Annotated in this window: 21 protein-coding genes; 15 read left to right on the top strand and 6 right to left on the bottom strand. The window is 30.3% G+C overall.

All coding sequences use genetic code 11. From position 1 onward, the window contains the following. Positions 1-7 precede the first annotated feature (7 nt). Positions 8-871: a dTDP-4-dehydrorhamnose reductase gene (rfbD, locus tag ACGH49_RS05195; protein WP_411588488.1), complete on the top strand. Its 864-nt coding sequence runs from the start codon at positions 8-10 to the stop codon at positions 869-871. A gap of 8 nt (positions 872-879) precedes the next feature. Then, positions 880-1,881, top strand: coding sequence for a hypothetical protein (locus ACGH49_RS05190; RefSeq protein WP_411588487.1), 1,002 nt, complete (start codon positions 880-882; stop codon positions 1,879-1,881). Between the two features lie 14 nt (positions 1,882-1,895). On the opposite strand, the gene waaO is transcribed toward ACGH49_RS05190, so the two are convergent. Further along, positions 1,896-2,915: a lipopolysaccharide 3-alpha-galactosyltransferase gene (waaO, locus tag ACGH49_RS05185; protein WP_296208076.1), complete on the bottom strand. Its 1,020-nt coding sequence runs from the start codon at positions 2,913-2,915 to the stop codon at positions 1,896-1,898. A 217-nt stretch (positions 2,916-3,132) separates the two neighbouring features. Here waaO and msbA (ACGH49_RS05180) point away from each other — a divergent pair, with 217 nt between their 5' ends. Genes msbA (ACGH49_RS05180) through ACGH49_RS05165 form a run of 4 tightly spaced genes read left to right on the top strand, consistent with a single transcriptional unit; the run spans position 3,133 to position 9,055 of the window. Beyond that, positions 3,133-4,869: a lipid A export permease/ATP-binding protein MsbA gene (msbA, locus tag ACGH49_RS05180; RefSeq protein ID WP_366881390.1), complete on the top strand. Its 1,737-nt coding sequence runs from the start codon at positions 3,133-3,135 to the stop codon at positions 4,867-4,869. A 14-nt stretch (positions 4,870-4,883) separates the two neighbouring features. Continuing rightward, on the top strand, positions 4,884-6,656 hold the full coding sequence (gene msbA, locus ACGH49_RS05175; protein ID WP_411588486.1) for a lipid A ABC transporter ATP-binding protein/permease MsbA: 1,773 nt from the start codon (positions 4,884-4,886) through the stop codon (positions 6,654-6,656). Positions 6,657-6,692: 36 nt separating this feature from the next. Continuing rightward, positions 6,693-7,811 carry a glycosyltransferase family 9 protein gene (locus ACGH49_RS05170; RefSeq protein WP_296208082.1) on the top strand — a complete coding sequence of 373 codons (1,119 nt, stop codon included), beginning with the start codon at positions 6,693-6,695 and terminating at the stop codon, positions 7,809-7,811. A gap of 32 nt (positions 7,812-7,843) precedes the next feature. Then, positions 7,844-9,055, top strand: coding sequence for a glycosyltransferase family 9 protein (locus ACGH49_RS05165; protein ID WP_411588485.1), 1,212 nt, complete (start codon positions 7,844-7,846; stop codon positions 9,053-9,055). A gap of 11 nt (positions 9,056-9,066) precedes the next feature. Here ACGH49_RS05165 and ACGH49_RS05160 read toward each other — a convergent pair whose 3' ends face one another. Then, positions 9,067-10,017, bottom strand: coding sequence for a glycosyltransferase family 8 protein (locus ACGH49_RS05160; protein ID WP_411588484.1), 951 nt, complete (start codon positions 10,015-10,017; stop codon positions 9,067-9,069). Positions 10,018-10,164: 147 nt separating this feature from the next. Here ACGH49_RS05160 and ACGH49_RS05155 point away from each other — a divergent pair, with 147 nt between their 5' ends. From ACGH49_RS05155 to tsaB, 4 genes are all read left to right on the top strand, one after another. Continuing rightward, positions 10,165-11,142 carry a glycosyltransferase family 8 protein gene (locus ACGH49_RS05155; RefSeq protein ID WP_411588483.1) on the top strand — a complete coding sequence of 326 codons (978 nt, stop codon included), beginning with the start codon at positions 10,165-10,167 and terminating at the stop codon, positions 11,140-11,142. Between the two features lie 11 nt (positions 11,143-11,153). After that, complete coding sequence (locus ACGH49_RS05150; protein WP_411588481.1) at positions 11,154-12,131, top strand: glycosyltransferase family 8 protein; 978 nt, start codon at positions 11,154-11,156, stop codon at positions 12,129-12,131. A 242-nt stretch (positions 12,132-12,373) separates the two neighbouring features. Beyond that, positions 12,374-14,284, top strand: a complete 1,911-nt coding sequence (locus ACGH49_RS05145; RefSeq protein WP_411588480.1) for an ATP-dependent DNA helicase — start codon at positions 12,374-12,376, stop codon at positions 14,282-14,284. 22 nt (positions 14,285-14,306) lie between these two features. After that, complete coding sequence (tsaB, locus tag ACGH49_RS05140; RefSeq protein ID WP_065607557.1) at positions 14,307-14,987, top strand: tRNA (adenosine(37)-N6)-threonylcarbamoyltransferase complex dimerization subunit type 1 TsaB; 681 nt, start codon at positions 14,307-14,309, stop codon at positions 14,985-14,987. A gap of 61 nt (positions 14,988-15,048) precedes the next feature. On the opposite strand, the gene ACGH49_RS05135 is transcribed toward tsaB, so the two are convergent. Continuing rightward, the gene (locus ACGH49_RS05135) at positions 15,049-15,315 is read right to left on the bottom strand and encodes a GrxA family glutaredoxin (RefSeq protein ID WP_034912061.1); all 267 of its coding nucleotides are present in this window, start codon (positions 15,313-15,315) and stop codon (positions 15,049-15,051) included. A 449-nt stretch (positions 15,316-15,764) separates the two neighbouring features. On the opposite strand from ACGH49_RS05135, the gene ACGH49_RS05130 reads away from it, so the two are divergent. The 4 genes from ACGH49_RS05130 (at position 15,765) to ACGH49_RS05115 (ending at position 18,669) form a co-directional block, all read left to right on the top strand. Further along, positions 15,765-16,454 carry a DUF2884 family protein gene (locus ACGH49_RS05130; RefSeq protein ID WP_411588479.1) on the top strand — a complete coding sequence of 230 codons (690 nt, stop codon included), beginning with the start codon at positions 15,765-15,767 and terminating at the stop codon, positions 16,452-16,454. Positions 16,455-16,517: 63 nt separating this feature from the next. Next, on the top strand, positions 16,518-17,369 hold the full coding sequence (gene folD, locus ACGH49_RS05125; protein WP_065560709.1) for a bifunctional methylenetetrahydrofolate dehydrogenase/methenyltetrahydrofolate cyclohydrolase FolD: 852 nt from the start codon (positions 16,518-16,520) through the stop codon (positions 17,367-17,369). 63 nt (positions 17,370-17,432) lie between these two features. Continuing rightward, on the top strand, positions 17,433-17,924 hold the full coding sequence (gene ppiB, locus ACGH49_RS05120; protein WP_065626113.1) for a peptidylprolyl isomerase B: 492 nt from the start codon (positions 17,433-17,435) through the stop codon (positions 17,922-17,924). Beyond that, positions 17,917-18,669: a UDP-2,3-diacylglucosamine diphosphatase gene (locus ACGH49_RS05115; protein WP_411588478.1), complete on the top strand. Its 753-nt coding sequence runs from the start codon at positions 17,917-17,919 to the stop codon at positions 18,667-18,669. The genes ppiB and ACGH49_RS05115 overlap by 8 nt, the downstream gene beginning before the upstream one ends. Here ACGH49_RS05115 and modC read toward each other — a convergent pair. From modC to modA, 3 genes are read right to left on the bottom strand one after another with little or no spacing between them, the layout of a single operon-like run. Further along, positions 18,648-19,328, bottom strand: a complete 681-nt coding sequence (modC, locus tag ACGH49_RS05110; protein WP_411588477.1) for a molybdenum ABC transporter ATP-binding protein — start codon at positions 19,326-19,328, stop codon at positions 18,648-18,650. The genes ACGH49_RS05115 and modC overlap by 22 nt on opposite strands. Positions 19,329-19,333: 5 nt before the next feature. After that, on the bottom strand, positions 19,334-20,023 hold the full coding sequence (gene modB, locus ACGH49_RS05105; protein WP_411588476.1) for a molybdate ABC transporter permease subunit: 690 nt from the start codon (positions 20,021-20,023) through the stop codon (positions 19,334-19,336). 28 nt (positions 20,024-20,051) lie between these two features. Then, on the bottom strand, positions 20,052-20,807 hold the full coding sequence (gene modA, locus ACGH49_RS05100) for a molybdate ABC transporter substrate-binding protein (RefSeq protein WP_411588474.1): 756 nt from the start codon (positions 20,805-20,807) through the stop codon (positions 20,052-20,054). A gap of 280 nt (positions 20,808-21,087) precedes the next feature. Between modA and ACGH49_RS05095 the strand changes: the two genes are divergently transcribed. Continuing rightward, a complete protein-coding gene (locus ACGH49_RS05095; protein WP_411588473.1) occupies positions 21,088-21,870 on the top strand; it encodes a TOBE domain-containing protein in 783 nt (260 codons plus the stop codon). Positions 21,871-21,885: the final 15 nt, after the last annotated feature.

Here is a 21,885-nt window from a genome sequence, read left to right as displayed (position 1 = left end):
TTAATTGATGAAAGTTTTGTTAACTGGTGCTAATGGTCAGTTAGGTCATTGTTTTGAAGATATCTTTCCTTCAGATTGGCAATTACTTGCCACTAACAGTCAGCAATTAGATATAACTGATGGTTTAGTTGTTGATAATTTTGTTGCCTTGCATAGACCTGATGCCATTGTAAATGCTGCAGCATATACAGCAGTAGATAAAGCCGAAGATGAATATGAACTAGCTTATAAAGTTAATGCTGTCGGTCCTAAGAATTTAGCAGCAGCTGCCAAAAAATATCATGCAAAACTAGTTCATGTTTCGACCGATTATGTTTTCGATGGAACTAAACGTTCTCCTTATTTAGAGGATGATTTAACCAATCCAGTTAATGTTTATGGTGAGACTAAACGAGCTGGTGAATTATCTGTCTTAGACAATTATTCCTCTGCAATTGTAATTAGAACCTCTTGGGTTTTTAGTGAATATGGCAATAATTTTGTCAAAACGATGTTAAAGCTTAGTCAAACTAGACCTGAATTAACCATTATTGATGATCAGCTAGGATGTCCAACTTATGCAGGTGATATTGCTAAAACGATTTTAGATATGCTAATGAATGATATTCAAGGTGGTATATATCATTATTGTGGTGATGAAGCTACATCATGGTTTTTGTTTGCCAAAGAAATATTTGATATAGCATTAGATCAAAATTTATTGTTTCAGGCTCCTGTTGTTTCTCCAATTAATTCTCAATCTTTTCCCACTAAAGCTAAAAGGCCATTATATTCTGTCATGAGTATGGATAAAATGAAAAAACATAATTTATCTGGTTCAAATTGGAAAAAACAATTAATTTCTTGTATTTCTAAAATTAAATCTATTTAGGCTAATTAATGACTATTTATTTTGCTGAGTGGAATGCTGATTATGAAAAACATATGGTTAATATCTTAAAATCTGAATATGATGTTGTTCTTTTTAATAAATTAATGAAACATTTTAGAGATATTAATTTTCTATTGGATAGAAAGAAACTTCCTAGACAGTGGTTTATCAAATTCCACCAATTCATGAAATTAAGATCATTAAAATCCGATGATATTTTATTGTGTAGTGGTTTTGCTATTTCTGGATTCATTGACTTAGTCAAAAATCTTCAATGTCATAAAGTTTTAATATTGCGTGATACTATTGAAGTATTAAATGACAGCATGAAAAATAAGAAAAAATGGTTATGCCAACATGAAGATTATATAAATAAAATCACACCGTTTTTTGATAAAATTTATAGTTTTGATTTTGATGATTGCCAAAAATATAGTTTTACATATTTAAATCAATTTTTACCATTTACTTTTTCAGAAATGAAAAAATTGAGGGCGGAGTCTGATTATTTTCGCAATACTATAAAAAATTGTTTTTTTATAGGTGAGTATTGGGAAAATAGAGTTAAAGTTATTAATAGAATTGCGCCTATATTACACCAAAATGGTTACCAAACAGATTTTAATTTAATCAATTACAAATCAACACAAATAATATACCCGTTAGGAAAATCTAACTATTATAAATTGAGAGAAAAAATTAGTTATTTCGAAAATATAGAAAAAGTAAAACAGAGCGATGTTATTTTAGAAATAGGGCAAATAGGTCAAACGGGAGTCACTTTAAGAGCTATTGAAGCCATTTTATTTAACAAAAAATTAATTACTACTAATAAATCTATAAAAGAATATAATTTTTATTCGCCAGAACAAATTTTTATTCTTGATGATGAAAATTATCAAAATATTGAGTTATTTTTGAAATCTAAGTTTACACCAGTTACATTAGATATTTTGTATCAATATAGCCCAGATGCAATGCTAAAAACAATGACTAGTAATTTCTTATAAAAGAATTATATTTTTTAACTTTTTATTTTTTTTAAGCAATATTTAATATAACAAACGAAACCAGACCATAATTTCTTCTGATGCAATTTATGCTTTGCACAATATCTCATTTGCGCTGCTGTGATAGGTGATAGCAGAGGTGTTGAATTCAATGGCGATGCAGATTTCGCATCAAGAAAGCATTGCGAGCATTTGTAATCTTTAGCCCAATTATGCCATGGTTTAGTTGGACCAATATAATGAATTAATATTGTTTCATCTGAAATAGGCGAGTAGCAATTAAGGTCTGTTTTATATTTTAATTCATAATTAATGCTCACCTGTTGATTATATTTCCTATCAATATATTTAACTTTTTCAAGTAATAACAGATTTAATACATCTTGATCAAGATGTGTGAATTTTATTGATAGGTAAGGATCTGAAAGTAACTCTAATGCTTTGCTATTTACATTAAATTCTTGCCATTTTTTTAGATTAATTAGCAAAAATCCTGCATTGAAGTAACCTGATGATAATTTATGTTCATTAAGTCGAGTAGCACATTTGCTCCACCATATAGAGTCTTTTTCTGTCACTACATAGGCGATATTATTATCAAAATTTAACGTACATAATTCTTTTAATGAACCTTTACAGATGATATCGGCATCTAGATAAAGGATTTTATCTATTTTTCCATAAAAATAATCTGCTACGATAAATCTAAAATAGGTTGCAATTGTCCAATTTTTAGTAGTCGGTAAGTGTAATAACCCATTATCTTCAACTAAATAAATTGCTATGGTTGTTTTATAGCTATCGGCAAGTTGTTCTAATTTTTTTTCAAAATCGTCATTAATGTAATTTGTGAATATATGGAAATTAAAATTTAAACTAGGATTAGCCACTAAAATAGACGTAATTGAAACAGCACAACCTAAAAAAAAGTTTTTATCAATACCATATGCGATGTTTAGTTGATTAACATTATTGTTATTTCTAGCTCCAAATATTATCATTTTTTTTATGATTTTGTTTGCGTCGAAATACATTGTCAATTCCTATTACATCGTTTTTAATTAGTATTTAATAACTGAATACTTAATTAAGTATTTAATATTCTAAGGGACACTAAGAAACTTACTTAATATTTCTTTATTATATAGATAAAACAAATTTTTTCTAGTTGAAAAAGAGTTGTAATAAAATTTCAGATTAATAGAGTTTGTATAGTATAATTGCCTTTCTGATTAATTTTTTTACTTTATTATGTCTAATAAATATAGCTCATTGAATACCATTAAACAATTGTGGCCATTTATTTACCCACATAAAAAAGCGTTAATTGTTGCAATTATTGCACTTTTGCTAAATGCGGCAACTGACGCAACATTGATCTCATTAACAAAACCACTATTAGATAATGGGTTAATGGATAAAAATTATGAGTTATTAATTCTTTTTTCGATTGGTATTATAGGGTTAATTACATTACGTGGATTGTCTAACTATTGTTCTACTTACTGTCTTTCTTGGTTATCTGGTAAGGTGGTTACCAAATTCAGGCAGATGATTTTTAATCACCTTGTCAAAAGTCCTACTAGTTTTCTTGATAAAAATCCTATTGGCGAACTTGTTACTGTAATTACTTATAATACTCAATTATTATCAAAAGCTTCATCCGATGCTCTTATCATTTTAGTAAGAGAAATTGCTTATGCTATCGGTTTATGTATCGTTATGTTTTATGGTAATTGGAAGTTGGCTTTAGTTTTAATTATTGTTGTACCGTTAGTTATTTTTATAGCCCAATTTATTGCAAAAAAATTTCGAAGTACACTTGTTTCTATGCAAAAAGGAATAGGTAACATTACAACAGCAGCAGATGAGATGCTGAAAGGGCATAAAGAAATTTTAATTTTTAATGCTCAAAAATACGAAAAAGACAATTTTTATTCAATCAATAAAATTTTTAGAAAAGGCATTTTAAAAATTGTACTTGTTTCTGGTTTATCGACACCGATCATTCAATTAGTTGCTACATTGGCTTTAGGATTAATCTTGTTTCTTGTTGCAAGTCAAACTTTAGATATTACACCAGGATCATTTACTGTTGTTTTTTCGGCTATGGTTGCAGTAATGCGTCCTTTAAGGGAGCTAACTAGTGTTCATCTAGAATTACAAAAAGGCTCTGTTGCTTGCGAATCATTATTTGGGTTGTTAAATTTACCACTCGAAGATGACAACGGAAAAGTTGAGTTGAATAGAGCAAAAGGAAATATTGAGTTTTGTCAGGTCACCTATACTTATCCAACAAGAACATCACCATCTTTAAATAATATTAGTTTTAAAATTAAAGAAGGCGAAACGGTAGCTTTAGTAGGGCGCTCAGGTGCAGGTAAATCAACAATAGCAAGTTTATTGCCTAGATTCTATGATATACAAAAAGGTCAGATACTACTAGATAGTATTAATATCAAAGATTACACACTTGCTTCATTGCGTAAGCAAATAGGCTATGTTTCACAAAAAGTCCATTTATTTAATGGCACAATAGCAGATAACATAACTTATGGTGCTAAAAATCAGTATACTCAAGAAGATATTATTAATGCAGCTAAACAAGCTAACGCAATGGAGTTTATTGAAAAATTAGAACATGGATTGAATACAGAGATTGGTGATAATGGTGTTTTATTATCAGGTGGACAAAGACAAAGAATTGCTATAGCAAGAGTACTTTTACGCGATAAGCCTATCTTAATTTTTGATGAGGCTACTTCAGCATTGGATAATGAATCTGAAAGATTTGTTCAGCAGGCTATAGATAATTTACAAAAAAATCGAACTTCTATTATTATTGCACATAGGCTATCTACAATTGAAAAAGCTGATCGTATATTGGTTATTGATGATGGTTCGGTAATAGAGGAAGGTTCTCACAGTTCATTATTACTTCAAAATGGCACTTATGCCAAGATGTATCAAATGCAATTTAATTCTTAAAGCAAAAAAAATTTATGAAAAAAAATAATAATCAATCAGTAAACAACGATATTGATCAAGACACATCCACATGGAAAACGTTTTCTAAGTTATGGCCTTATATTGCTAAGCATAAATTTATTCTGTTTTTATCAATAATTCTGCTTGTTTTTAGTGCGTTTGCCGATACTTCACTTATTGCGTTGTTACAACCTTTACTTGATAAAGGTTTTGTTGAAAATGATCAGCATTTTTTAATGATGGCGCCTTTTTATATCTTTGGATTAGTGTTACTCCGCGGTATTGCTAATTATGGATATTCTTTCTTTTTATCTTTGATTTCTACTAAAATTGTACTTAATATTCGTCAACGCCTTTTTAATCATTTTGTTGATGCTCCAGTCAGTTATTATGATCGAAATTCTACAGGAAGATTGTTGTCTCGTATTACTTATGATACAGATCAAGTCGCCTCGTCATCATCTGATGCTTTGATAACAATAGTGCGTGAATCAGCATTTATTTGTGGTTTATTTTATACTATGTTTAGCAATAGCTGGCAGTTGTCTTTATCGTTGATTATCATTACGCCAATTGTTATTGGGTTGATTACTTTTATTTCTGTAAAATTTAGGCGATTAGCCAAAAATATGCAAAATTCAATGGGCAGCGTCACTATGTCTGTTGAACAGATGTTAAAAGGCCATAGGGAAATTATTCTTTTTGGTTCCCAAGATGAAGAATCAAAAAAATTTGATAAAGTGAACAATAAATTTCGTCGAGATGGTATGAGATTAGTTTCTATTTCAGCATTATCAACGCCAATTGTTCAACTTATTATTTCGTTTGCTATCGCTTTTGTCTTGTTAATGGCAAGTAATCCTGATTTAAATATTAGCCCAGGGCAGTTTACGGTAGTTTTTTCTTCACTAGTAGCGTTAATGCAACCAATAAAAAGCTTAACCAGTGTTAATGCTGATTTTCAAAAAGGTATGGCTGCTTGCCAAACGTTATTTGCTATTTTTGAACAACCAATTGAGAAGAATAATGGAAAAATCAATATTGAGCGAGTTAATGGAAATATTGAATTTAAACATGTGACTTTCACATATGAAAATAGACAAGAGCCAGCACTACAAGATATTAGTTTTTTAGTAGAGCCATGTAAAACCGTTGCTTTAGTTGGTCGTTCAGGTTCAGGAAAAACAACTATCGCAAGTTTGCTCACTCGTTTTTACGATATAAATGATGGTGAAATTTTAATCGATAATAATAATATTCAAGATTTAACTTTATATAGTTTGCGTAATCAAATTGGATTAGTTTCGCAAAACGTGCATTTATTTAATGATACTGTTGCAAATAATATTGCTTACGGAAAAGTAGGTGAATATTCTCAAGAAGAAATAGAAGAAGCTGCTAAAAAAGCGTATGCATATGATTTTATTATTGGGCTTGAAAATGGATTTGATACGATAGTTGGTGAAAGTGGCGTGTTATTATCTGGTGGTCAACGACAGCGTATTGCAATAGCAAGAGCTTTATTACGAGATACACCAATTTTAATACTTGATGAAGCCACTTCAGCCTTAGATACAGAATCAGAACTAGCAATTCAAAAAGCCTTAGACGATCTTCAAAAAGGAAGAACATCAATAGTGATAGCTCATCGACTATCAACTATTGAAAATGCGGATAAAATATTGGTAATTGATAGTGGTAAAATTGTTGAGCAAGGTAACCATCAAATGTTGTTATCAATGGATGGTTTATATGCAAAATTATACAAAGGAAACTTTGTAATTTAATATAGATGATTTTTGCATTATAGGGTATTAAAAGGAATGGCAAATAAGTTACTAGAATGTATTAAATACTTAAATAGGCAAAGAAATTTAAAGGTAAAACCGTTTAAATTGGCTATTAAATTAGCCTGGTTAAATCGAAAAAAAAAGGTAAGAACTATATTTCATCCGGATAAGTATCATTCTGTAGCAATTCTTATGAATGATCAAGGAATTGGGGATGCGATAGTTACTTCCTATTTAATTAAGTCCCTTCGAGAAAATGGGTTTAAGGTTTATGTTATCGTAGAAAAAAGGATTGCCTTTCTTTTTGAGCACTTTATTTTTGTTGATGGTGTTTTATTCTACGATAGAAAAAAAAGTATAAAACAATTAAAAGAACAATTACAGAGCACAAGAATTGATGTTGCAATTGACCTTGTTGATAAAGGCCACAATAGTGTAAGGCGTTGTCAAATCATCCAAGCTATCAGTCCATTGCATACAATTGGCTTCAATCAAGAAAAATATAAATTGTATGATACTTCAATATTTTATCACGAGTATACGTCTCATGTTTCAACAAGAAGTCAGAAAATACTTCAATTAATGAATATTCAATCTGAACCGATACAGTATTACATTAATATTCCAACCGATAATGAGCAGTTTGTAAGAAATTTTATTAAGCCTATAATAGAATCAAACAGAAAAATAATTATTTTTAATCCTTATGGTTCAAATGAAGCTAGAAGTTTTTCTAACTATCAGATTGATAAGACTTTATCCTTCTTATCGCAATTTGATGATTGTACAACAATTGTGGTGGGTGAACCTAATAAAATTTCTCATATTGAAGCTAAAAAAAATATTATTATAAACCCATTACCTTCTTTTTTTGAAACAGTGGCGTTAGTTAAATATTCAACTTTAGTGATTACTGTTGACACTTCTATAGTACATATTGCTTCAATTTATAATATAAGAATGATTTGCGTCTATAATAATAGGATTATTGATAAACAATTTATTAATAATTTTGTATGGGGACCAAATTATTCCAATGCAATACAAATATTTACTAATGATAACCTTGGTACAGGGCTTGGTGATCCAATAGCTAGCCTTGATATTAGCATTATGCTTGAACAATTGAAACTAGAGATAAAAAAACTATAGGTAGATAATTTATTTGATGAATAGGAATTATTTTGACTAGTCTAAATCAGAAATTTCGACAATTAAACTGGAAACGTAATTTTATTACAAAAAAAATTAAGTATTTTATATTTATAAAATTTTTATCTTTATTTACTATATTTTTACGAAGTAAAAACAATTCATTAATTCCTTGTTCAGTTAAAAAAGTTCTTGTTATAAGAAATGATTGTATTGGCGATATGATAGTTACAACGCCATTTATTCGATATTTATCAACGGCAGGATATAAAGTATATGTGTCTTCAAGAAAAAATAGTTTAGAAATTTTAAGTAATAACCCTTACGTAACTGATTGTTTTTTATATGATGATGGAACTTTTAGTAAGTTAGTGAGATCACTTAAAATCATTAGAAAACATCAATTTGATTTGGCTATCGACGCAAGATTTCACAGACGATTAGACTTAAAACATTTGTTTTTTTGTGTTTTTGTTAAAACTTTACATCTACTCAGCTATAACAAAAGTAATATTAAATCATTCAATATTTCTTTACCTTATTATAAAACGACGGAACATGTTACAAATCAATTAAAATATTATTTAGACTATCTTGATATAAATTATGATTCATTTGGTTATGATATCTTTATTGATTCAATAAAAGATAAAGATGTTGATCTTTTTATTAATAACAATATTAAACCAAAAGAAAAATTCGTGGTAATTAATCCTTATGGAGGCTCTGATTATCGTTGTTTATCAGAACTTCAGATTTTAATGTTGTGTAATTTATTTAAAAGCTACTATCAGGAATATAGAATTGTAATAATTGGACAAGGTGGAAATTTTGATAAATTGTGTATACCCGGTACAATTAAATTTCAATCTCCCTCAATTTTAGATGTTTTTCCTTTAATAAAAAAAGCTGATTTAGTTATTAGTGTTGACACATCTATTGTGCATGTGGCTTCAGCATTTTCGACTAAGTGTATTTCAATCTATATGGAGCCGTTACCTCCTAAATTAGATAATTTAAAAGCTATTTATAGTCGAGAGTTTAGTAATTATAAATATTTATTACAAGATTTATTTTTAGATAAAGCCTATATAAAAAAGCATAACCCTAATCTTGATTTACAAATAAATAAGGATATTTGGTCCCCTAACGGCATAAATAGCAAACAAATTGTTTTTTATTCTAATAGTATGAAAACAATCAATCCTGATATATTAGTAAAATCTATAAAAGAATATATTTAAATTAAAAATAGCTAATTTTTAAGTTTATGAATTAAATAAAGCAGATAATACTTAAAGCCATTTATAATTTTTCTATCTCTTATGTGGTTTTTTGCATAAATACGATAATCATTAACGCGCATTTTATGTTTATAACTTTTAAGTGGACTATTTGCCCAAGGAGTGAAGTGTTTATAAAAACTATAAATATTTTGCGCGAGCCCTTTATGTTCTTGATACCACATCTTTCTGGCACCAGTAAAATGAATGATAAAAGGTAAAGATTCTTTATTATAAAAGAAAGTTTCTTTTTGCTTATCGTTCATCCAAGTAAATAGATAATTCCAGTTAGTATCTATAAATAGAACTTGATGCTGTAAAACTACATTTAGGGCATCTTGATCTGGATAAATTAAATGTTTTTTTTCTGCGGACAGCAATATCTTATTTGTTTTATTTTCTGTATCAAAATCCATCCAATTATTAACATTAATGTATAAAAAACCAGAGTTGAAATAACTTTGAGAAGTCAGTTCCAACCTTTTTTGGTTTTTGTTCATATTTTCTTTCTCTAATGAGTCTGGTGTTACAGCGCAAATGACTGAGTCTATATTTATATTTAAAATTGGTGATAGGTCAGAAAAGCATAAGGTATCAGCATCTAAATAAATAAATTTATCAACTTTACCATGTAATAGTCTTGGAACTGATAATCGGATATACATCGATCGGTTAATATGCTTTATTTTATTATTCGAAAGATCTGAATATTTATTTAGCTCATCTGTTGAAATCAAATAAATTGTGATAGAAGGACTGATTTTTTGTAACTTATGTTGTTCTTCTGGTGCGACATCATATAAAAAGACATGGAAATTAATATTATGATCCATATTGTTAAGTATAATAGAGGTAATAGATACAGCTACATGTTCAAGATAATTTGAATCACTACAATATGCAATGTTAATCCTATTATTCATTTTTAACACTCTTTAAAACTTAACCTTGTTATTTAGTCATTACTAAATCAATATGTCAATATAAAATTTATTATTACTTCATTGTTTAATTTAACATATGTTACAATGCTTTAATCTTTTTTAACATAATCGAAAAATTGGCACAAGATGAAAGAAAACATTTTTATTAGCAAAATCAAAACACTACTTAATAATACCGTAGAATCTTTTAATACGGTACATATAGCATTTTGTTTTGATGATAACTATGCAATGCCAGCTAGTATTGCTATGTCTTCAGTAATTTTGAATAATCCAGATAAAAATCTTGTATTCCATTTATTTGCCAATAATGTATCTAGCGAGAAAATTATAAGATTTAATCAATTAAGTAAAGAAAATATTACCATAATTTGTTATGAAATTAGTGATAATTTTTCAATTAATCCAGATACTTTAGTTTTACATGTTTCTGCTTCAACTTGTTTACGATTTGTTGTACCACAGATACTAAATAAAGTAACTTCTCGAGTTTTATATTTAGATTGTGATGTACTGTGTACAAGTAACCTTAATGAATTAATTAATATTGATTTAACTGATAAATATTCTGCGGTTGTCCCAGATTTAGAAAAAACACAAGAAAAACAGTGTGCTAGCTGTAATATTCCTTATGGTGAATACTTTAATGCTGGAATGATATATATTAATACAGATATGTGGGTACAAAATAACCTTACTGAAAAAGCTTTTGCGATGATTAACAGTGGTAAAGTTTATAAATTTGCAGATCAAGATGTCCTAAATATTTTAATGCAAGGTAAAACAGTATTTTTACCTAAATGCTTTAATTATCTTACTGCGCTAACTGCGGGTGGAAAAGAGGATAATCTTATTGGCAATGATGCTGTGATTATTCATTATGTCACCGGTAATAAACCTTGGTATAAACTATATTTGACGCCTCTTTATCAACATTATATAGAGTCTTCTTGTTGGGCAAACGATAAATTATTGCTAGCTAATGAAAATGCCCCGTCAACCACCAGAAGATATGCTAAATTACTTGCTAGTCAGCATAAATATTTTTCTGCATTGAAGTATTATCTACTTTATTTGAAGCATAAAGCGTTTAAAAGATGTTAAGGAATAATGTCGTGATTAATGTTGAAAAATTTATTAACCAAAAAAATGAATTATTATCATGTGTTTTTTCGAATAATGAACATGTATTACATATTCTTTTGTGTTTTGATGATAACTACGCTCTATCAGCAGGTGTAGATATTGTTTCAGTTATTGAAAATAATAAAAATAATCAGATTCATTTTCATATTTTTACTCATAATGTTTCGGAAGAAAATAGAAAAAAATTGGCAACAATCAACTCTGATAATGCTTCTATAACTGAATATGTTATTAATGATGAATTTAAAATTGATCAAAAGAATACTGAACAATTTCCTATATCAGCTTGTGTTAGGTTAATAGCTCCAATAATTTTAAAAGATATAGCTAAAAGATTGCTTTATATTGATAGTGATACACTTTGCCTTAAAAAATTAAATTTTATTCATGAAGTTAATTTAGATTCTGCAATTGTTGCTGCTGTTGCTGATGAGCCCTATATGCAGCAATCTCAGTGTGATAGATATAACATAATATATGGGAGATATTTTAATTCTGGTGTGATGTTAATTAACATACCTCTTTGGTGTCAGGAAGACATTACTTCTAAAACATTAAAGTTATTAAATAATGGTGATAAATATCATTATCCAGATCAAGATGTATTAAATATTTGTGTAGGTGAAAAAAGAATTATATTAGAAAAAAAATATAATAAATTATTGGCGCTATCAATAAATGGTAATGAGGATTCTAATGTTCCAGACGATACTGTTTTAATTCATTACATAACTAAAAATAAACCTTGGCATCAGCCTTATCGTTCAAGATTATTTGATTTTTATTTGGAAAAGTCTCCATGGAGAAATAATACTTTACTTTTATATAGCCGAAAGAAAACATCTTCAATCCGAGCCTATTCTCGATTGAAGTTTAAAGAAAAGAAATATTTGCTATCAATAAAACATTATTTAATATATTTAAAAGTAAAATTTTTGAATAAATAATTATATTTATACATTTTTTGTTATTCAACATTGTTAAAATGTCAATGTTCTTATATATCTTTTTTGCTTAGTTATTGTTATATTATTAATGATTTTAAGGTTATTCATGATCCAATTCTGTTACAACAATAAATCTTTATTTAAATTATAGATATATTGTTTTCATAATATTGTGTAATTCCAAAATTAATTTTCTAATTTTATTAATATTTTGAATTTATTTCTTATTAGGTATATTTTAAGTGATTGATGATTTTTCTGAGAATGGTTTATTGGCTAAAGCTATTGATGGATTTGTGGCAAGAGAGCCACAACGAAACATGGCAAGTAAAGTCTCAGAGTCAATAAATAAGCAACAGTCTCTTGTTGTTGAGGCTGGGACTGGAACAGGTAAAACATTCGCTTATTTAGTACCCGCTCTACGTAGTGAAAAGAAAGTAATACTTTCCACGGGATCCAAGAATCTACAAGATCAACTTTTTAGTAAAGATCTGCCTATTATCAAAAAAGCATTAAATTACACTGGCAAAATATCTCTTCTTAAAGGTAGATCGAATTATCTTTGTTTAGAACGATTGTATAATCAATATGCAGCTGCCGGAGATCTTGATAAAGATTTACGTGTTGATTTAGTTCGTGTCAAAAATTGGTCAATTAAAACCAAAGATGGAGATATTAGCAAATGTATAGCAGTTACGGAAGAAAACCCAATTTGGCCCGTATTAACTAGTACAAACGAAAGCTGTCTTGGAAGTGACTGCGAACATTATAATGATTGTTATGTTGTTAAGGCTCGTAAGCGTGCTTTAAATGCGGATATTGTGGTTGTTAATCACCATCTATTTTTAGCCGATGTTGTGGTAAAAGATACAGGTTTTGGTGAGCTTATTCCTAAGGCTGATGTAATGATTTTTGATGAAGCCCATCAGTTACCAGATCTGGCTTGTCACTATTTTGGACAACAGTTAACTAGTCGTCAGCTACTAGAACTTGCAAAAGAAATAACGCTTAGCTATCGCACTGAAGTAAAAGATATGTCTCAGCTACAGCAGTGTGCAGATAAATTGCAAAAAAGTGTTCAAGATTTGCGTATTGCAATTAATCAGCAACTACCTAAAGGTAATTTGCGAGTGTTATTCAAACAGCAAGCAATAAAAAAAGAGTTATCTTATCTTTTTGATGCATTAGATTTTTGTCGTGAGGTTTTAATGTTGGCAATAGGACGATCTACAGCATTAGATAACTGCTTTGAACGAGTAAATCAATACATCAGCTTATTAAAAAAATTAAGTGAAACATATGTAACTGGGTTTAGTTATTGGTATGAATGTACTTATAATTATTTTGTTTTTGCGATAACGCCATTGTCAGTGGCCGATAAATTTTCTGAACTATTAGTACAACGTAAAGGTAGTTGGATTTTTACCTCGGCAACTTTGTCTGTTGATAATAAATTAGATTATTTTACTAAGCGCCTTGGTCTCACAAATGCCGATTCCCTTATTTTAGAAAGCCCATTTGATTATTTACATCAAACTGTCATGTGTGTTCCGCGTTATATTCCTTCTCCTAATGAACAAGGTAATACTGAAAAACTGGTCGATATATTATTGCCAGTTATTGAAGCAAACAATGGACGTTGTTTTTTCCTATGTACTTCTTATGCCATGATGAATGCTTTAGCAAGACAGTTTAAAGAACTCACCAAATTACCAGTATTAGTGCAAGGTGAAACAAGCAAAGTAAAATTACTTGAACAATTTATACATATCGGAAACGCCTTATTAATTGCTACCAGTAGTTTTTGGGAAGGTATTGATGTTCGTGGCGATACCTTATCTTGTGTTATTATAGATAAATTACCATTTACATCTCCAGACGATCCTTTAATAAAAGCTCGTATGGAAGATTGCCAAATGCAAGGTGGAGATGCATTTAATGATGTGCAATTACCTGAAGCTGTTATTACCTTAAAACAAGGTGTAGGTCGATTAATTCGCCATCATAATGACCGTGGAGCAATTATTATTTGTGACAATCGCTTGGTTATGAGACCTTACGGTGCAACATTTATTAATAGTTTGCCTCCATCGCCAAGAACACGAGATGTAAATAAAGTTATTAATTTTTTATTATCTAAAACTAACTTATAAAATTAAATATTTTGGAAAAGAAATGAGTACTATCTTAGCTATTGATACCTCAACAGAAGCATGTTCGGTAGCTTTACTTTACCGTAATGAAATCACTCATGATTTCATCATATCAGCACGCGATCATACTAAGCAAATATTACCAATGGTGGATAAGCTTCTTGCACTATCAGATTGTTCACTTGCTCAAGTTGATGCCATAGCCTTTGGGCAAGGACCTGGTAGTTTTACTGGCGTTAGAATTGGTATTGGTGTTGCACAAGGTTTAGCATTAGGCATTGACAAACCAATGATAGGAGTTTCAACGTTGATGACCTTGGCTCAAGGTGTATATCGAACACAAAAAGCCACAAAAGTCATTGCTACAATTGATGCCAGAATGGGTGAAGTCTATTTAGGACAATACTCTTACAGCAATAATCAATGGCAAACAGTTATTCCAGAATGTGTTATTGCACCTGAAAAAGTAATAGAAAAAGTGGAAAATATAGGTAATGATAGTTATTGTGCTGGCACTGGTTGGCAAACTTATCCAGATATGATTAAAGGAATAAGGCAAAGTGATATTTTATTACCTCACGCACAAGATCTAGTCGTTCTTGCTAACAATAAATGGTTAAAGAATGAAGTAGTTAATGTTGAGGAAGTAGAACCAACTTATTTACGTAACGAGGTTACTTGGAAAAAACTACCAGGTCGTTAATAACAAGTAAACATTAAAAAAGCCACCAAACGGTGACTTGAATTTAATACACTCGTTTACATTATTCTTTAAATAAGCCTAAATGCTCTTTTGCATAAGCTTCAAAATCAGTACAACCACCGATTGGTTTTTCATCAATAAAGATTTGTGGTACTGTTTCAACAGGTTTACCTACACTTTTTGACAGATCTTCTTTAGTAATGCCTTCTGCATTAATATCAACATAACGATAAGAAAAATCATCACGCTCTTGAGAAAGTTTTTCTGCTAGTTCTTTAGCTCGAACACAATAAGGACAACCTTGACGTCCAAAAATTACAGTATACATTTTTACCTCGAATAAATTGTTTCACATATAGATACTATACGTTACTTTAAATTAAAAAAAAGTTGTTAAATATAGTTGATTAAATAGATTATACCTATTGATATTGGGCTTGAAAAGCTAATCTAGTTTTATGTTTGAAAAGTTAAATCTATTTGCTTATTTTTTCATAATTTAGAATTATTATTCAGAAAGCTAGCATTTTTTAAATTTATCACTTAATACTTCAGTAAACTTGATATCAAAAAACTAAACACCTAATATAAACATAATTTAATAACCTTTTAACGTTCAGACAAAAAGATAGTTCTATTTCTGTAAAAATCATTCAGAAATAGCTTGTGCTAATCTTGACTTGTTTGTTTTTCCAATCACAACATAAGCTCAACTTTATTATGTTTATTTTCAGGTAGACGTTATAATCTTCATAGATGAACTAGTTGGATATGAAGATGTTAAAAAAATTGATATTGATTGCTTTGTTGTTACCTATCACCGTATTCGCTGCTAAAAAAGAGTGTGGGATTAAGCCCAGTTATGACATTACGATAAGTAGAGAAAGTGTACATATTTTTGATAAAAAAAATGATTTAATTATCATGCCAAATGGTAATGCCATATTAAATAAAGAAACGGTATCTCTTAATCCATCATTACAAAAAGAACTGATTCAATTTCAGCAAGATTTACGTCAACAGTTACCGCTACTAGAACAACAATCATTAAGCCTTTTAACTGAAGTTAAAGAAACTTTTGAAAAAGCAATAAAAAATCAATTGGGCGATGATAATGAACTAAAAAGCGAGTTAAACAAATTATATAAACGTTTAGTCAAGTTGTTACATGCATCAATTATTACTGAAAATGGTAATACGCGATTTTCTTACCGACATTTTAATAATATCAAAAAAGATGGAGAAGATATTGGTCAACGCATTTTTTATAATGTTGTGGGCGGAAGTATTTTGCATTTCGAATTTTTTAAAAATTATGGAGCAATTAAACAAATTTCTAAAAATGAATGGAAGGCTCAAAAACCTAAATTAAAAGCTTTTGATGCTCATATTTGTTCAGTTATTACAGATATTGATGCTCAATACAAACAAATATTGAATCAACTTAATCAATCAATTCATAACTAAATAGACATTAATAAAAACTTTTGCGAAAATGATACCTCTAATAAGATAGTTAAACGGAAGCTTATGACTGCACATATAATTGATGGGAAAGTATTAGCACAACAAATACGAACTGAAATCGCTAATAAAGTCAAAATGCGTATTGAAAAAGGACTATCAGTCCCAGGATTAGCAGTAATTCAAGTCGGTTCAGATCCTGCATCAAAAATCTATGTTAAAAATAAGCAAAAGGCTTGTGATGATGTTGGTTTTGTTTCATTTGCTTATGACTTTACCTCGACGACCACCGATGAATTATTAGCATTAATAGATGAACTAAATCAACGTTTAGATGTGCATGGTATTTTAGTACAACTGCCTTTACCTGATAATATTGATAAAACTAAGGTTCTTGAACGTATTGATCCAAGTAAAGATGTCGATGGTTTTCACCCATATAATATTGGACACTTGCTACAGCGTGATCCAATCTTACGACCATGTACTCCTTATGGCGTAGTCAAAATGCTAGAATCCACTGGCATAAATCTGTCAGGTTTAAATGCTACCGTTGTAGGAGCATCAAGCATTGTGGGTCGTCCAATGGCATTAGAGTTATTATTATTAGGTTGCACAACAACCATTACCCATAGTCGTACTATTGATTTAGCAAAACATGTTAGCAATGCGGATATTGTTGTTGCGGGAGTAGGCATTGCTAATTATGTTAAGGGTGAGTGGATAAAGCCGGGGGCAATTGTCATTGATGTTGGTATCAATCGTTTGCCAGATGGTAAACTTGCAGGTGATGTAGAGTTTGATGTTGCTGTTAAAAGAGCGGGATGGATCACACCTGTTCCTGGTGGTGTTGGTCCCATGACCGTTGCTATGTTAATGAGCAATACACTAGAAGCATGTGAAAAATTTGGTAAATAATTTATATTAATTAAGATTTACTAAATTTTATTCGAAAGATATATATTAAAAAAGGATTATGTAATGATTGTATTTCACACTAATTTAGGTGATATTAAAATCAAAACTTTTGATGATAAGGCGCCAGAAACTGTTAAAAATTTTGTTGAATATTGCAAAGAAGGCTTTTATAACAACACAATATTTCATCGTGTTATTAATAATTTTATGATTCAAGGTGGTGGTTTTGAACCGGGAATGAACCAAAAAAAGACAAAATCACCAATTAAAAACGAAGCAAATAACGGTCTAAAAAATGAACGTGGTACTTTAGCAATGGCACGTACATCAGATCCTCATTCGGCAACTGCGCAATTTTTTATCAACGTCGTTGATAATGATTATCTCAACTTTCGCTCTGCGGACATTAATGGTTATGGCTATTGTGTTTTTGCACAAGTTGTTGATGGGCTTGATGTGGTTGATAAAATAAAAGCTGTTAAAACAGGGCGCAGTGGTATGCATTCTGATGTTCCTGTTGAAGATGTTATTATTACGAGTGTCACGGTTGAATAATCCTATTCGTTATTTTATTGCTGATATTCATTTAGCAGATAATGAGCCTGCTTCAGGTTATATTAATATAACCGCAGGCTTTTTGTCTTTTTTGGATACTTTGCCCGACAACTGCGAGCTTTACATTCTAGGCGACCTTTTTGATTACTGGGTTGGGGATGATGTAAAAACAAACTTACATTATCAAATTGCGCAGGCTTTACAAGCCTTATCAAAACGTAATATAAGAAAATATTTCGTTCATGGTAATCGTGATTTTTTATTGGGAAAAAAGTATGCTCAACAATGCGAAATGACCTTACTGCCTGAGATTAATAGCCTTCCTAATCAAGGAAAAAACATCATTTTTTTACATGGTGATTTACTGTGTATTGACGACCATCAATATCAAAATTTTCGAAAAGTTATGCATAATAAATGGCTTCAAAAATTATTTTTATTTTTACCACTTTTTATTCGGTTGAAAATTGCAGCTAAGTTACGAAAAAAAAGCAGTCAACATAATCAACTTAAATCTGAAAATATCATGGATGTGAATCAGCAAGCAGTTATTGAAATGATGGTTAAACATAATGCAGATATTATGGTGCACGGTCATACACATAAACCTGCTGTACATCATTTTCAAATTGAAGGCAACACTGCAACTCGTGCGGTGCTTGGTGCTTGGCATGATGGCGTTACATACATTAAACAAGCGGAAAATAGTAATACTTTAGAGCTTTATAACCATTCTTTTAAATAGTCACTTTGTAAAACATGTTTGATCTTACCAAACTCAATCAGCTTGCCTTGATCTAAAATTGCAACATTATCGGCTATTTGTTTAACTTCATTAATATTATGTGTTACATAAATAATGGGTATATTTAGCTCATTAGTTAATTTATTAATATAAGTTAACAATTCTTTTTTTCTTGGCATATCGAGAGCAGAAAGCGGTTCGTCCATTAATAGTAATAAAGGGTTGGTTAATAGTGCTCGACCAATTGCTACTCGCTGTTTTTCTCCACCAGATAACATGGCAGGATAACGATTTAATAATGGTCGGATATTAAGTACATTAACTATTTCATCAAATCTTAATTGCTTGAAATTTTTAGCACCATAAATCAGATTTTTAATAACTTTATAATGAGGGAAAAGTAATGCATCTTGAAAAACGGTACCAATATGCCGATTTTCAGGAGTAACAAAAAGGTGTTTATCGCAATCAACTAGTGGTAAGCCATTCAACTGGATTTGGCCTTGATCAGGTTTAATTAATCCATTAACAAGGTTTACTAGTGTGGATTTTCCCGAGCCAGAAACGCCTAAAATAGCAGTAACCCCTTGGCAGGCTATCTCATGATTGAATTGGAACGAAAACGAAGCAAGTTGTTTGCGAACATCTATTTTTAACATATTGATTATCCTGCTAACTTCTTTTTATGCCATCGATTTAACAATTCGGATAAAAAAAGTGCGATTAGTGATAACACAACCGAAATAATACACAGCCGTAATGCACCATGTTCACCATTGGGAATTTGTAGCAACGTATACATTGCTAATGGTAAGGTGCGAGTTTCATCTTGAATATTTGACACAAAAGTGATGGTTGCACCAAATTCCCCTAAGCAACGGGCAAAACCCAATACAATTCCCATAAGAATACCAGGAAAGGCTAATGGTAAAGTAATAGTTATAAAAACTCGCCACTTATGGGCGCCAAGAGTCCGAGCAACGTTTTCAAGGCGTGTATCAATTGATTCAATGGCTAAGCGAATTGAACGCACCATTAATGGAAATGCAACTACTGCCGAAGCTAAAGCTGCACCTTGCCAATTAAAGCTAAAACTAATATTTAAATGGCTACTCAACCACTCGCCAATAACGCTACGTCGTCCCATGGTTATTAACAACAAATAACCTAAAACAACTGGTGGTAAAACAAGAGGAAGATGCACGACGCTATCAAATAGCGATTTACCAAAAAATTGACAGCGTGCCAATATCCAAGCGGTTAAAATTCCTATTGGCAAACTAAAACCAATTGCTGTGGCGGCTATCTTTAAACTAAGTAGCAAGGTTTGCCATTCAAATTCAGTTAATAACATAGTGTTATAAAATTATTTACTTATTAAATTACTTTGTTATAAATCCATATTTTTCAAAAATATCTTTAGCTTGTGGTGAATTTAAATATTTATAAAAATCAGTTGCTTTTGGATTCAACAAAGTGATGGGATATTCGATAGACTTAAATGTATCATCAGGAAAGGATCCAATTATTTTTACCTTATTGCTTATTTTAGCATCGGTACTATATACAATACCAAGCGCAGCTTCATTACGCTCAACTAGTACCAAAGCGTCTCTTACATTGCTCGCTGGGGCAAATTGTGGCGATAATTTATTAAATACCCCTAAATTAGTTAATGATTCTTTTGTATACATCCCTGCTGGTACATGATCAGGATCACCAATAGCTATTCTTTCACCTTTAGGTAAAATAATTTCCCAATTGGTATTTTTATTAATTGAAACATTCTCTAAATGTGAATTTTGGGGAGCAATAAGCACCAATGTATTTTTTAATAAATCGTGTTTATTTTTAGTTAAATTATGCTCAATAAGATAAGTCATCCACTTTTGATCTGCTGACATAAATATATCCGCAGGTGCACCTTGTTCAATCTGCTTAGCTAATACTGATGATGAAGCAAATGAGAATATAATATTTGCATCTTTATGTTCTGCTTTATAAGCTGCAGCGATATCTTGCATAGCATTAGTCAATGAGGCAGCGGCAAATATAGTCATTTTTTCAGCAGCTGAAACTGAAAAAGTTATTGCCATCATTAAGATAATTCCAATAATTTTTTTCATTCTGTTCCTCACAATAAAATTGAGTTAATTTTAACTGTTAATATTATTTATCTAATTGATTATTATGATTTATTACGTTATTTGATAAATTATTAAATAACCGCTATATAAAATATAACATATCGATGCTAGCAGAATTTATATATAAAGTACAATTAAAATTCATTTAAGCTGATACGATATGATAATCAACAAGATTTTTAACAAGTTTTGAAGGAATGCCAAAAAGGGTCTACAATAATCACTATTATCTCTTCCAAATTGATTAGTCGGTTCTTCATGGTGTTAAATTATGTTTTCTCCTGAAATTTTATTAACGTTAAATATAAAACAGCAGTTATTTACTGATCCAAGGCGTATTGCGTTATTAAAAGCAATTGAACAGACGGGGTCATTAAGTCAGGGTGCCAAGCAAATTGGTATTAGTTATAAAACCGCATGGGATGCCATTAATGAAATAAATAAATTAGCACCTAAACCTTTTTTACTTACTGCAATTGGTGGTAAAAATGGAGGAGGCACTAAACTGAGTGCTTATGCAGTTAGATTTATCCAACTCTATGATTTATTAACTCAACTACAACAAAATGCTTTTAACATACTAAATGATGACAAAGTACCTTTAGATGATATTTTAAAAGCTACAGCTAGACTATCATTACAAACCAGTGCACGAAATCAATTATATGGTACGGTTAAGCAGATTCAAACAAATGATGTTGCTGGTTTTATTACAGTGCTACTTAGTGATAATCAAACTGAGTTAAAAGTTTATATTACTCAGTCAAGTATTGAACGGCTAAAGTTGAGTACGGACAAAACAGTATTGCTGTTGATTAAAGCTCCATTAATTGAATTAAAAAATGAAATCGAGAACGAAAACTGCTTGTCGGTTACCGTTGAAAAAATCACTACTGATGGCAATTGGAGTGAAATTGCTTTCACACTATCTTCTGGCATAGTGCTTTATGCTAACAAATTAGCCAGTGAAGTAAAAAAATCGGCCTTAACTACAGGCAAACAATCAAAACTATTTATTAATCCACAAAATATTATTGTTGCGACATTAGTTTAGCAATACGAGGTTATC

The sequence above is a fragment of the Gilliamella sp. BG7 genome (assembly GCF_046635565.1).
GTDB lineage: Bacteria > Pseudomonadota > Gammaproteobacteria > Enterobacterales > Orbaceae > Gilliamella > Gilliamella apicola_P.
Note: the sequence above shows the minus strand (reverse complement) of the source record. Positions and strands in the feature narration are given on the sequence as shown.